Annotated in this window: 10 protein-coding genes; 9 read left to right on the forward strand and 1 reads right to left on the reverse strand. The window is 59.8% G+C overall.

Annotated features, from left to right (window positions below; all coding sequences use genetic code 11):
- Positions 1 to 13: 13 nt before the first annotated feature.
- The 6 genes from JKL48_RS16810 (at position 14) to trmB (ending at position 5,604) form a co-directional block, all read left to right on the forward strand.
- A complete protein-coding gene (locus tag JKL48_RS16810) occupies positions 14 to 1,219 on the forward strand; it encodes an HU domain-containing protein (protein WP_201984929.1) in 1,206 nt (401 codons plus the stop codon).
- Between the two features lie 8 nt (positions 1,220 to 1,227).
- The gene (locus JKL48_RS16815) at positions 1,228 to 1,923 is read left to right on the forward strand and encodes a MotA/TolQ/ExbB proton channel family protein (protein ID WP_236668864.1); all 696 of its coding nucleotides are present in this window, start codon (positions 1,228 to 1,230) and stop codon (positions 1,921 to 1,923) included.
- Between the two features lie 93 nt (positions 1,924 to 2,016).
- Positions 2,017 to 2,439 carry an ExbD/TolR family protein gene (locus JKL48_RS16820; RefSeq protein WP_201984932.1) on the forward strand — a complete coding sequence of 141 codons (423 nt, stop codon included), beginning with the start codon at positions 2,017 to 2,019 and terminating at the stop codon, positions 2,437 to 2,439.
- A 74-nt stretch (positions 2,440 to 2,513) separates the two neighbouring features.
- Positions 2,514 to 3,410, forward strand: coding sequence for a hypothetical protein (locus JKL48_RS16825; RefSeq protein WP_201984935.1), 897 nt, complete (start codon positions 2,514 to 2,516; stop codon positions 3,408 to 3,410).
- Positions 3,411 to 3,549: 139 nt separating this feature from the next.
- Positions 3,550 to 4,899 (forward strand): bifunctional folylpolyglutamate synthase/dihydrofolate synthase, encoded by a 1,350-nt coding sequence (locus tag JKL48_RS16830; protein ID WP_201984938.1) that lies wholly within the window; start codon positions 3,550 to 3,552, stop codon positions 4,897 to 4,899.
- Positions 4,900 to 4,938: 39 nt separating this feature from the next.
- On the forward strand, positions 4,939 to 5,604 hold the full coding sequence (gene trmB, locus JKL48_RS16835) for a tRNA (guanosine(46)-N7)-methyltransferase TrmB (protein ID WP_201984945.1): 666 nt from the start codon (positions 4,939 to 4,941) through the stop codon (positions 5,602 to 5,604).
- A gap of 19 nt (positions 5,605 to 5,623) precedes the next feature.
- On the opposite strand, the gene JKL48_RS16840 is transcribed toward trmB, so the two are convergent.
- Entirely contained in the window at positions 5,624 to 6,271 is a 648-nt protein-coding gene (locus tag JKL48_RS16840) for a hypothetical protein (protein ID WP_201984946.1), read from the reverse strand.
- Positions 6,272 to 6,418: 147 nt separating this feature from the next.
- Here JKL48_RS16840 and rpe point away from each other — a divergent pair, with 147 nt between their 5' ends.
- The 3 genes from rpe to nirB all read left to right on the forward strand — a co-directional run bounded on the left by rpe (position 6,419) and on the right by nirB (position 12,640).
- Positions 6,419 to 7,132: a ribulose-phosphate 3-epimerase gene (rpe, locus tag JKL48_RS16845; RefSeq protein WP_201984947.1), complete on the forward strand. Its 714-nt coding sequence runs from the start codon at positions 6,419 to 6,421 to the stop codon at positions 7,130 to 7,132.
- Between the two features lie 27 nt (positions 7,133 to 7,159).
- Entirely contained in the window at positions 7,160 to 9,772 is a 2,613-nt protein-coding gene (locus tag JKL48_RS16850) for a TonB-dependent receptor (protein ID WP_317191959.1), read from the forward strand.
- Between the two features lie 363 nt (positions 9,773 to 10,135).
- Positions 10,136 to 12,640 (forward strand): nitrite reductase large subunit NirB, encoded by a 2,505-nt coding sequence (nirB, locus tag JKL48_RS16855; protein ID WP_201984961.1) that lies wholly within the window; start codon positions 10,136 to 10,138, stop codon positions 12,638 to 12,640.
- Positions 12,641 to 12,863: the final 223 nt, after the last annotated feature.

Raw genomic sequence — 12,863 nt, forward strand, 5'->3', positions numbered from 1 at the left:
AAACTCCCACTAGATGCACCTTGCCGACCACATTCGCCCCTTGCTCCGTGACCACGACTGCGTGATTATTCCGGACTTTGGGGGCCTTGTGGCCGATGTGTCGCCGGCCCGTGCCCAGCCCGGCCGGCAGGCTCTGAGCCCGCCCACAAAACTGGTTGCCTTCAATCAGGCCCTGACCCGCAACGACGGCCTGCTGGTCGATGCTCTGAGCCAGCACCTCAACTTGCCCATTGCGCAGGCCCGCGAAGCCGTCCGCACCGCCGTGGCCAGTTTGCAACAGGAACTCGACGAAACCAACCGCACCGAGCTGCCCGGCATCGGTATTTTCCGCCGGGCCGCTGGTCGGGGCCTGGCCTTCGAATACACGGGGACCGATAACTTGCTGGCGTCCGCCTTTGGCCTGCCGGAACTGGCCGCCCGGCCGGTGCGGACCAACGAAACCCGACCGAAACGCCCGCAGCCCGCGCTGCGAGGAGCCGCCACGCGCCGCACGCGTTGGGCGCGCTTGCTGCCCGGTGGCATCATTGCCGTGGCCGCCGGCTTGTTGCTGCTGGTGAACTACCAGGTGGCGCAACGGGTAGGGTACCTGCCACCCAACTGGCAAATTCAGTTGCCCAAAGCCGATTGGGCCGCCCACCGCGCCGCGCCGACGGCGGTAGTTGCCGAGCCCCAACAGGCCACGCTGGGCCAGCACGACTTCTCCGGTAGCCCAATCGTTTCTGAAGGCATAACTCCTTTAGAGGAAACTACTTCTGCCGGTTTAGCTAAGGTCGAAGTGCAGGTAAATTCCACCGCCTCATTCGACTCCACGGCCAGCGGCAATGCTGCGGTTGCTACACCTGAAAAAGCCGTTACCACTCCAGTCGTTTTGGCTGCTCCGGTTGCCAGTGTGGCTCCCGTGAAAACCGCGCCCAAGGTTTCAACTGTTGCACCGCCGGCTAAAGCACCGGTGGCAGCAGCGGTAAACGCCACTACAATTAAAACCCGCACGGGCCGTTTCTACGTTATTGCCGGGGCCTACACCAGCCTGGCCAATGCGGAGAAAGGCCGCAAAGTGCTGGCCCGTACCGGCCATCCGGCCCGCATCATCCTGCCATTCTACGGCAGCCGCCTGTTCCGCCTCACCGCCGCTGATTATCCAGACCTGGCTTCTGCCCAGCGCGAGGCCCAGCGGCTGCGCGTCAGCACGCATTGCGATTACATTACCTTGAAATTTTAACTGCCCGCATGTCCGTTTTCCTTTTGCAAGCTCCGGTAGCCGCCGTCGACACTGCTAATGTTGCCACAGCTGGCGCGCCCGTAGCCGATACCAGTGTTCCCATCATCGACCTGCTGATGCGCGGGGGCTGGATAATGGTGCCGCTGGTTGCCCTGTCTATTCTTTCGGTTTACATCATTCTTGAGCGCTATTTCACCATCCGCAAAGCCGCTGGCAACCCGGACGCTTTCATGGCCGGCATTCGCTCGCTCATGGTGAAAGGCGATTTGGCCGGTGCCAAGCTGCTGTGTGCCCAAACTGCCTCGCCGCTGGCCCGGATGGTTGAAAAAGGCCTGCGCCGCATTGGATTGCCGCTGAAAGAAATTGAAACGAGCGTCGAAAACGTAGGGAAAATTGAAATTGCCCGGCTCGAAAAGAACATCAGCATTCTGGGCATCATTGCCGGTATCGCGCCCATGATTGGTTTCGTCGGCACGATTATCGGGGTAATCAAGATTTTCTATTCCATTGCCGCCACCAAGGAGTTTGGCATTCCCCAGGTAGCCGACGGCCTGTATGTGAAGCTGGTAACTTCGGCCACCGGCCTCATTGTTGGCATCATCGCCCACGTTGGCTACCACTGGCTGAGCATCCTCGTGGAGCGCATGGTGTTCCGCATGGAAAACTCCGCCATCGAGTTCATGGACATCCTTCAGGATAATTAATTTAATGAAGAATGAGGAGTGAGGAATAAGGAATTGGTTCGCGCCAACACCGTCATTCCTCATTCCTCATTCTTCATTCTTCATTAAAAAAGAATGAATCTTTCCCGCCGCCATCGCCTCACGTCGCACGTGGAAACCGGGGCGATGAACGACATCATGTTCTTCCTGATGTTGTTCTTTCTGATTGCCTCCACGCTGGTTAACCCCAACGTTATTAAGCTGTTGCTGCCAAATGCTAAATCCAGCAAACAGGTGATGAAGCAGCCCATCACTATTTCGGTGGATGCCGCTGGCCAGTACTTCGTCAATAAAAAACCGGTGAGCCCCGACGCGGTAGAGCCGGAACTGGTGGCGCTGGTAGGCCCCTCAACACCCACTACGGAGCAGCCCACCGTGGTGCTGCGGGTTGATGCTTCGTTGAACGTTCAGAAGCTGGTTGACATTCTGGAGATTGGGAACCGGCTTAAGCTGAAAATGGTGATGGCCACCCAGGCCCAGCAGGCCGCTGGTAAGTAATTAAGAATGAGGAAAGAAGAATAAAGAATGATGTATTCAGTAATTATTCTTCTTTCCTCATTAAGCGAAGCGTTATGGCAATTGACTATCCCGAACCGCACCGCCGCGAGGCCCTGATTGGCACCTTGGTCATCCACGGGGTACTGCTGCTGCTGTTTATTTTCATGGTGTTCAAGGGGCCCAACCCACCGCTGGCCGCGCTGGGTGGCGGCGACGGCGTGGAGCTGAACTACGGGTTGGACCCCGCCGGCTCCGGTGATATTCAGAGCATGGCACCGGCCAATAATTCCCAAAACCGGGAAGACAGCCGCCCACCCAAGGCCAGCCCCGACCCGCAGCCGCGCCCCACGGCCGAGGCGTCACCACCTGACCCCACGCCGCCCGCTCAGGAAAAAATCGTGACCAGTGAGGCCGAGGAAAGCCCGGTTTCGGAAGCACCCGTGGAAAAGCCGGCGCCCGTTGCCAAAGAGGAAGTGAAAGTTGCGCCCAAGCCCAAGCGGCAAGTAGCCGTGGCCTTTTCGCCTAAAGGCAGCGCCACCGGCGGCGGAAACGGCGTGAACGGCACCAGCAATACCCCCACGGGCAACAACAACGGCGACCACCCTGGCACCACCGGCGACCAGGGCGACCCCAACGGCTCGCTCGATGCCAAGGCGTTGTACGGCGCGGCCGGCCGCGGCGGTAGCGGCGCCAGCCCTGGCAGCGGCGGGCTGGAAATGGCGGGTTGGGCTTTTGAAAATAAGCCAACAGTTGTAGCTGTCGATAACATCAATTTCGCTGGCAAAATGCGATATAAAATCAAGATAGATGATAATGGTACCGTAATTGGCGTTACTAAAGTGTCAGGCAATATGTCGCAGGAGCAAGATAACTTGTGTCGGAAAGCATTAGAACGGGCAACATTTCGTCCCACTACCAATACACCAGGCGGCGCGACAGGTTTTTATACATTTAACTTCGCTGCTAACTGATTTGGATGTCTAAATGAATAATCCCCCACTGTCTCGTAGTAGACGGTGGGGGATTGTCTTTTTAAGATGCGTAGCGCCAGCATTTGAAAATTGTGAGCCGTTAATTTGTGCCTTCCCACCGAGTTTTCGCCCTACCGCCGTGAATTACGCCGAAACCCTGACTTATCTCTACGAGCAGCTGCCCATGTTTCAGCGGGTAGGCGCGGCCGGCTTCAAGAAGGGGCTGGGCAACACCCTGGCCCTGGCCGAAGCCATGCAGCACCCGGAGCGAAAGTTTCGGAGCGTGCACGTGGCTGGCACCAATGGCAAGGGCAGCAGCTCGCACCTGCTGGCGGCCACGCTGCAGGCGGCAGGCTACAAGGTGGGGCTTTATACTTCGCCGCACCTGCGCGAGTTCACCGAGCGCATTCGGGTGAACGGCCAGGAACTGGGCCGGGAATATCTGGTGGAATGGGTGGCCCACTGGAAGACCTTGTTTGAGAAAATTCAGCCTTCGTTTTTCGAGATGTGTGTGGCGCTGGCCTTTTCTTACTTCGCCGAGCAGCGCGTGGATGTGGCCATCGTGGAAGTGGGCTTGGGCGGCCGGTTCGATTCCACTAACATCATCACCCCGCTGGTTTCGCTGATTACCAATATCAGCTACGACCATCAGGCCCTGCTGGGCAACACGCTGCCCGAAATTGCCGGGGAAAAAGCCGGCATCATCAAGCCCGGCGTGCCGGTGGTGGTGAGCCAGTCGCAGCCCGAAGTACTGGGTGTGTTCGAACGCGAAGCGGCCACCAAGCTTGCCCACTTACTGATTGCCGACCAGATTTATCAGGCTACTTTCACCGCCGAGCCGGACCTGGAAACCGGCCTGCGCCCTGTGGCCATCACGCAGCACGGGCGGCCCTACCTGCCCAATGCCGAGCTGGGCCTGCCCGGCGACTACCAGCAGCAGAACCTGCCCGGCGTCCTCGCCACCCTCGATGAGTTGCGTGCGCTAGGCTTCCGCATCACGGAAGCGGCTGTGCGCACCGGCCTGCGCCAGGTAAGCCAGCTAACGGGCCTGCTGGGGCGGTGGAGCATCATTGGCCGGCGCCCCTTGGTGGTTTGCGACACCGGCCACAACGCCGTCGGCCTGGGGGCAGTGATGGCCCAACTGCGCCGGGTGCCGCACCAGCGTTTACATCTGGTGATTGGGACCGTTAACGACAAGGACGTGGCCGGTATGCTGGCCCTGTTGCCGTCGGAGGGTATTTATTACTTTTGCGCCGCCCACATTCCGCGGGCATTACCGGCCGAAGACCTGGCCCAACAAGCTACGAACCTTGGCCTGAACGGCCGGCCTTATGGCTCGGTAGCGGAGGCGGTAGCCGCCGCTCGCGCAGCCGCTAATCCCGACGACGTGGTGTTTGTCGGGGGCAGCACCTTTGTAGTAGCCGAAGTTGACGAGCTCTACCTGACCGGGAATGAAGACAGCAAGGCTGGCTATAAGTCAGTACGCTAATTCTTCATTCCTCATTCTTCATTCCTCATTTTTTTGCTTTTGCCTCGCGTTAAACTCCAGCGTTTCAATGATAACGCCACCCGTCCCGACATCATCGAGCCAGGGAAGCCCGAATACGAGCAGCTTGGCGGCCGGTGGGCTACCGATTTCTTTCAAGCACCCTATCCGCTGACCCTGGAAGTGGGCTGCGGCAAGGGCGAATACACGGTAGGCCTGGCCCAGCGTCACCCCGAACGCAACTTTTTGGGCCTCGATATCAAGGGCGAACGCATTTGGCGGGGCAGCACCCGCGCCGCCGAACTGGGCCTCACCAACGTAGGGTTTGTGCGAATGCGGGCCGAAGCGTTGGCCGCGCAGTTTGGGACCCACGAACTGTCGGAAATATGGATTACGTTTCCCGACCCCCGGCCGCGCGACCGCGATATCAAGCGCCGCCTCACCTCGCCGCGCTTCCTGGCGCTGTACGAACAATTGTTAATTCCCGGCGGCCTGCTGCACCTCAAAACCGACAACGAAGGCTTGTTCGATTACACGCTGGAAACGCTGGGGGCCCGGCCCGGTGCCGTGGTGGAGCGCTTTACCCGCAACTTGTACGCCGAAACCGCGCCCGAATTCATGGAGGCCCAGGCCATTCAAACGAACTTCGAAGGCAAATACCGGGCGGTTGGCGTGCCCATTAAGTACGTGCAGTTCCGGCTGACCTAACTGAAAAGGAGGGCCGGACTCATTCCGTTTCCAGTGCTTCGAATACGGCTTCGAGTTGGTCGAAATCCCGCAGGCCGGGCTTTACTTCATCACCGGCTGGCAAGGACAGGCCGGCCAGGGGAAGCTGCTGGACCAACTCCAGGGCGAGGGTAGGGCTCAGGCCCGGCCCAAGCCACAGCGGACGAACCTGGCCGATTGCCTTCAGCACGGTGCTGGTTTCGGCCGAAATAGCTGTGGGCAGCTCAATGACCCAACCGGCGACCCCAGCGGGAAGCGACCCTTCCAAGTCAATAGTGCCGTGCCAACCCTGAACCGGTTCAGTTGATGGGTTAAGAGGCGTTACGTATTCGGGGTTGATTTCAACGTACACAGGCGGCGCAATTTCAGCCAGCTCATCGGCCGAACGGAAGGAGCGAAGCAGCACCCCATCGAGGGCGCATTCGGCAGCTATGGCGTTTATCTCATGGGCACTAAGCCGGTCGAACTCACCTAGTAGTTCAACCCCGGCCACCCAGCCGGCCAGCTCTTTCATCGCCTTTACATCGAGGGCACCGGGCAGGGCAGGGTCGAGCACAAAGGTCAGTTTATCGGCACCCATGCCGGCGCAGTAGCGGGCATCGGAGAGGTTGTTGATGCCGCGAATGAGGAGGGGAACGAGATGGGGCACGCGGGGGAAATGAAGAATGAACAATGAGGAATGAGCAATTGGCGGCGAATTGGTGGCCGACCACCGGGGCTCAGGAGCTGCAAAAGTAGAGCCGGACTGCCGGCCGGGCTTCATTTTGGGAGTGCGCGGCGGCAGTATCTTCGCCTTATGAATGTAACCCGCCGCGCCCCCTTGCTGGCTCCGTCGTTTCTGGCCGCCGATTTGGCCAACCTGCAAGCTGAAACCGAGCGGCTGGCCACCAGCGCCGCCGACTGGCTGCACTTTGATGTGATGGACGGCCGCTTCGTGCCCAACATTTCGTTTGGGCTGCCCGTGCTGCAAGCCGTGGCCCGCTACGCCAAGCAGCCCATCGACGTGCATTTGATGATTGAAGAGCCGCAGCATTACCTGGCCGCGTTTCGCGATGCGGGGGCCAGCAGCATCACGGTGCACTACGAAGCCTGCCCGCACCTGCACCGCGTGGTGCAACAAATCAAGCAGTTGGGCTGCCGCGCGGGCGTGGCCCTGAACCCGGCCACCCCGGTTTCGCTGCTCGAAGACATTGCCGCCGACCTGGATGTGGTGCTGGTGATGTCCGTGAATCCGGGTTTTGGCGGGCAGGCCTTCATTCCGAATACCCTGAAAAAAGTAGCCATGCTAAAGGACCTGCTGCTCGATACCGGTTCCGACGCCCTGATTGAAGTGGATGGCGGCGTGAACATGGGCAACGCTGGCCCGCTGGTGGAAGCCGGGGCCGACGTGCTGGTGGCCGGCAACTTTGTGTTCAGCGCGCCGGAAGGGCCCGTGGCCACGCTGGCCGCTCTGCGTGCCCACCTGGCCGCGCTGGAAACGGATTCGCTGGCCGGTAGCCGGCGGCAATAGTCCAGTAGCTTGCTCGTTTTAGCTTTCGTGATACAACTATTTACGCTGCGACTGCCGCTGGTGCCTTTCTCTCCTAAACTTCGGCGGCGGGCCCTGCTGCCGGTTTGCGGCCTCGCATTCGGGGCATTGCAAGGCACTCCGGTTACTGTACTGGCCCAGGCCGCTTCCCCGGCTGCGCAGCCTACGCCGGCCGTTGTCACCCTGACGGGGACGCTGCGCGATGCCAGCGGCCAGCCGCTCGAACTGGCTTCGGTGGGAGTGGAGGGCCAAACTGGTGGGACCAACACCAAAGCGGACGGCTCGTTTGTGCTGCAAGTGCGGGTGCCGGCCAGCGGGCCGGCGGTGGTGCTGGTGGTGCGGCGGTTGGGCTACCTCACGGTGCGGCAGTCGCTGCGGCTGCCGGCCGATGCCGGCAAATCGTTGCGACTGGTGATGCGGCTCGATACCAAGGCACTGGAAGGCGTGAACGTGACCGGACGCTCCAATCTGGCCGATACCCGGGAGCAGGTCAGCATTACCCGCATCGACCCACGCGCGGCCAAGGAATTGCCCTCGCCGTTTGGCGATTTCAACGCCATTTTGAAAACCCTGCCGGGCGTCGTGTCCAATAATGAGCTGAGCAGCACCTACAATGTGCGCGGCGGCAACTACGACGAAAACCTGGTGTACGTGAACGGCTTCGAGATTTATCGGCCGTTTCTGGTGACCTCGGCCCAGCAGGAAGGCCTGAGCTTCATCAACCCCGATTTGGTGAAACAGGTGGAATTCAGCAGTGGCGGCTGGCAGCCCAAGTACGGCGACAAGCTGGCTTCGGTGCTGAGCGTGGATTACAAAACCCCCGAAAAATTCGCGGCTTCGCTCACGGCCAGCCTCGTGGGAGGCGCCGCCCATGCCGAAGCCCGCTCCGCCAACGGCCGGGTGAGCTACCTGGCCGGGGTGCGCTACAAGAACGCGCAGTATGTGCTGCGCTCTCTGAAACAGGCCCAGGGCGGCTACAATCCGACTTTCTACGATGCGCAGGCGTTTGTGAACATCGGGCTGGGCAAGAAGGACGACCTGCAGCGGACCACCCTGGGCCTGCTGGGCGTGGTGGCCCACAACGACTATCGGTTTTCGCCCGAAACCGGCCAGGCCACGTTCTCGACCGGTACCAACCAGCTCACCCGCGTGTTCATCGCCTACGACGGGCGCGAGCGGATGCAGTTCGATACCTACCAAACGGGCCTGAATCTGAAGCACGATTTCTCCTCGCGCCTGCAGATGGAACTGCTGGGCTCGGCCCTGGTGTCGCGTGAGTTTGAGTACCGCGACGTGGAGGCGGCCTACACTTTTGCCGAAATCAACCGCGACCCGACCTCGCTCGATTACAACCAGCCCATTCGGCAGCGCAACATCGGCTCGCAGTTCAAGCACTCGCGCAACTACCTCACGGCCCGGATTTTTACGGCCGAAACGCGGGGCCGCTGGCTGCCCGCCGACAACCACACCGTGCGCTGGGGCGCTAAAATCGGGCGCGAAAAAATCAGCGACCAGCTCGACGAATACAGCTTTGCCGACTCGGCCGACTTTGTGCCCGATGCCCGCCGCACGCGGCTGCTATCCGACCTGAACCTGGAAAGCACCCGCAGCCAGGGCTTTGTGCAGGACACCTGGACCATCGATACCCTGCGCACGCTCACCTACGGCGCCCGCGCCCACTATTGGACCACCAACGGGCAGCTCGTCATCAGCCCGCGCGTGCAGTACTCGCAAATCAGCCGCTCGCACCCTAACCGCTCGTTTAAGGCGGCCGTGGGCGTGTATTATCAGCCGCCGTTCTACCGCGAGCTGCGCACCCAGGCCGGCGAGCGCACCGACCCCAGCCAGCCCCTGGTGCAGACCGGCGTGCTCAACGTTGACCTGCGGGCCCAGAAGTCCTACCATTTCATTGTGGGCAAGGAAATCAGCTTCCAGCAATTCGGCCGGCCTTTCAAGTTTCTGGCAGAGGCCTATTATAAATACCTCACCGACGTGGTACCGTATGATATTGACAACGTGCGCCTGCGCTACTTTGCCAAGAATAATGCCCGCGCGTACGCTGCGGGCTTTGATGCCCGGCTCAGCGGCGAATTTGTGAAAGGGGCCGAGTCGTGGTTTAGCCTGGGCGTGCTCACCACCCGGGAAAACGTAGACGGCGACTCCTCGAACGTGGTGGACGGCACGGGAAAAATCATCGGCCGCGAGCCCAAGGGCTACATCCGCCGGCCCCAGGACCAACGCCTGAACGTGGGCATTTTCTTTCAGGACCACCTGCCGAACAATCCTTCGGTGCGCGGCTACGTCAATTTCGTTTTCGGAACGGGCCTGCCTTTCAGTCCCCCCAACCTGCCCGACCTGCGCGGCACCTCCGACCTGACCCGTGCCTATAACCGTGTCGACTTGGGCTTCTCCAAAGTAGTCGGCCTGAAAAACAACAACGCGCCCAAGGCGCATTTCTACAGCTTCGACAGCTTATGGCTGGGCCTGGAAATCCTGAACGTATTTGCCGCCAACAACGTGGCCGGCTACAGCTACTTGCAGGATGTGAACGGAGTAACCTATTCAGTGCCAAGCTATCTGTCGCAGCGTTTGGTGAATTTACGGGTTATTGCAAGGTTTTGAGGCGGGGCGGCACCTGCGGCCACATTCGGGCGACCAACGGTAGTTGGTCGCCTTTTTTATTTCACCAAATAGGCGGCCTGTTCTGCTTCATCAGTTACGGCAGATGAAATAGACAATGACATATTATGTTGCCACTTTCGCCTTGAAGGTGATTTGATGAAAAATTATCATATATATTCAAAATACCTATTGAATTAGAGGGTCATTTCATTAGATTTGCTTATCTATTATCGAAATACGCCTCTCCTTATAGGGTGTGTTTCGAAATGCTCTTCTCTGGCCGGTGTCGCTACTTGCCAACAAATTCCCACCCACCCGCTACTTCTCCTGCCTATTCAGCATTCGTAATAAACCCCGGTTACTATGGCACCGCAGCACCTCCCCACCGTCGTTGTCATCGGCAATGGCATGGTTGGCTATAAGTTTTGCGAGAAGCTCCTGGCAAAATCCGCCGCCTTTCAGCTGGTTGTTTTCGGCGAAGAGCCCCGCGTGGCCTACGACCGGGTGCATTTGAGCGAATACTTCAATGGAAAAACCGCCGATGACTTGCTCATGGCGCCGCTCCAGTGGTACCACGACAATGGCATTACGCTGCACCTGGGCGATGCCGTGCAGGAAATTAACCGGACCACGCGCACTGTGCACGCCCACAGCGGCTTGGTGCAGCCCTACGATTACCTGGTGCTGGCCACCGGCTCGTCGGCCTTTGTGCCCGACATTCCAGGGGTAGAAAAAGCGGGTGTAATGGTATACCGCACCATCGAAGATTTGGAAGAGATAAAGGCGTGTGCCGCCTCGGCCCGCGTGGGCGCGGTGCTGGGTGGGGGCCTGTTGGGGCTGGAAGCGGCCAAGGCGCTGCTCGACCTGGGCGTGCGGGAAACGCACGTGGTAGAGTTTGCGCCGCGCCTGATGCCCCGGCAGATTGACGCTGCCGGCAGTGCCATGCTGCAAAGCAAGCTGGAAGCCCTGGGCCTGAACATTCACCTGAGCAAAGCCACCGCCAGCATCGGGGGAGAGGGGAAAATTGATGCCCTGCACTTCGGCGACGGCTCCATTCTGGAAGTGGACATGCTGGTGATTTCGGCCGGCATCCGTCCCAGAGATGAGCTGGCCAAGCTGGCGGGCCTGGAAGTGGGCCTGCGCGGTGGCATTGTGGTGGATGATGAGATGCGCACCAGCGACCCGCACATTTTTGCCATTGGCGAGTGCGCGCTGCACGGGGGGATGATTTACGGGCTGGTGGCGCCGGGCTACGACATGGCCGAGGTGGTGGCCAGCCAGCTGACGCAGGGCGCGCGTGCATTCACGGGCTACGACATGAGCAGCAAGCTCAAACTCATCGGGGTAGATGTGGCCAGCTTCGGCGACCCGTTTATTGCCGAGCCGCACAGCCGGGCCATTGTGTTCGAAGACGCCCACAACGGGGTGTACAAACGCATTAACCTGAGCCCCGACGGCAAGCAGCTGCTGGGGGGCGTCCTCATTGGCGACGCGGAGGCGTACAACATGCTGCTACAAACCGTGACCAATAAACTGGTGCTGCCGCCGCACCCCGAAGACCTGATTCTGGGGGCGCGGGGCGGCGAAGGAGCCGAGGGTGCGGGCGTGATGAACCTGCCCGACGAGGCCCTGGTGTGCTCCTGCGAGGCCGTGACCAAAGGCGACATCTGCACCGCCGTGACGGAGCTGAACGTGACATCCGTGGATGGCATGAAGAAATGCAACAAGGCCGGAACCGGCTGCGGTGGCTGCGTGCCCTTGGTGAAAGACCTTATTAATGGCACGCTCACGGCCCAAGGCGCTTACATCAAAAATGTGCTATGCGAACACTTCGACTACTCGCGCCAAGAGCTGTTCGACCTGCTGAAAATCAATAACATTCGGACTTATGATGCCGCCCTTGACCATTTTGGGAAGGGCGACGGCTGCGAAACCTGCAAGCCGGCCCTGGGCAGCATCCTGGCGGGCCTGTGGAACGACCTGATTGTGAAGCAACCCGTCATTCAGGATACCAATGACCGGTACCTGGCCAACATTCAAAAAGGCGGCAGCTACTCGGTGGTGCCGCGCATTGCGGGCGGAGAAGTGACCCCTGAGCAGCTGATGGTGATTGGCCGGGTGGCGCAGAAATACGGGCTCTACACCAAGATTACGGGCGGGCAGCGCATCGATATGTTCGGCGCGCACGTCAGCGACCTGCCCGATATCTGGGAGGAGTTGATTAACGCCGGCTTCGAGAGTGGGCACGCCTACGGCAAGTCGTTGCGCACCGTGAAAAGCTGCGTGGGCAGTACCTGGTGCCGGTTTGGCCTGCACGACAGCGTGTCGTTTGCCATCGAAATTGAGAACCGCTACAAAGGCATTCGCTCGCCCCACAAGCTGAAAAGCGGCGTGAGTGGCTGCGTGCGCGAGTGTGCCGAGGCGCAGGCCAAAGATTTTGGCATCATTGCCACCGAAAAAGGGTGGAACCTCTACGTGTGCGGCAACGGGGGCTCGAAGCCCCAGCACGCGCAGCTGCTGGCCACCGACCTCGACCAGGCCACGCTCATCCAGTACCTCGACCGGTTCCTGATGTTTTATATCAAAACCGCTGACCCGCTGGCCCGCACCGCTACCTGGCTCAACAAAATGGACGGCGGCCTGGCCTACCTCAAAAACGTCGTCATCAACGACAGCCTGGGCATCGCGGCCGATTTGGAGGCCGAAATGGCCCTGCTTATCAATTCTTACCACTGCGAGTGGCGCGAAGTGGTGGAAAATCCGGAGCTGCGCAAGCAGTTTACCCACTTCGTGAACGCGCCCAAGGCGAAAGACCCGTCGATGGAATTCGAGGAGATGCGCGGACAAAAAAAGGTGAAAGCCTGGTAATGTGAGTTGTAGCGTGGACGCTGCGAGTCCGCGAGTGAGCAAAGCGAGCATTCGACACAGGGCAAGTTTTTGCGCAAGCTGCAAGCTCGCAGCGTCCACGCTACTTACTAGCTACTTATGAAGCTGTTTAGAAAGTCTGATTTGCTTACACGTCTGTCATCCTGAGCGCAGCGAAGGACCTTATCACGTCAGAATAGGCATTGTTCTGACGTGATAAGGTCCT

Origin of the sequence: Hymenobacter rubidus (assembly GCF_016734815.1) — a bacterium.
GTDB classification, from domain to species: Bacteria; Bacteroidota; Bacteroidia; order Cytophagales; family Hymenobacteraceae; genus Hymenobacter; species Hymenobacter rubidus.

Coding starts and splice junctions, on each gene's coding strand:
- JKL48_RS16810 (WP_201984929.1), top strand. CDS start 14: ATGCACCTTGCCGACCACATTCGCCCCTTGCTCCGTGACCACGACTGC.
- JKL48_RS16825 (WP_201984935.1), top strand. CDS start 2,514: ATGGCAATTGACTATCCCGAACCGCACCGCCGCGAGGCCCTGATTGGC.
- JKL48_RS16815 (WP_236668864.1), top strand. CDS start 1,228: ATGTCCGTTTTCCTTTTGCAAGCTCCGGTAGCCGCCGTCGACACTGCT.
- JKL48_RS16820 (WP_201984932.1), top strand. CDS start 2,017: ATGAATCTTTCCCGCCGCCATCGCCTCACGTCGCACGTGGAAACCGGG.
- rpe (WP_201984947.1), top strand. CDS start 6,419: ATGAATGTAACCCGCCGCGCCCCCTTGCTGGCTCCGTCGTTTCTGGCC.
- nirB (WP_201984961.1), top strand. CDS start 10,136: ATGGCACCGCAGCACCTCCCCACCGTCGTTGTCATCGGCAATGGCATG.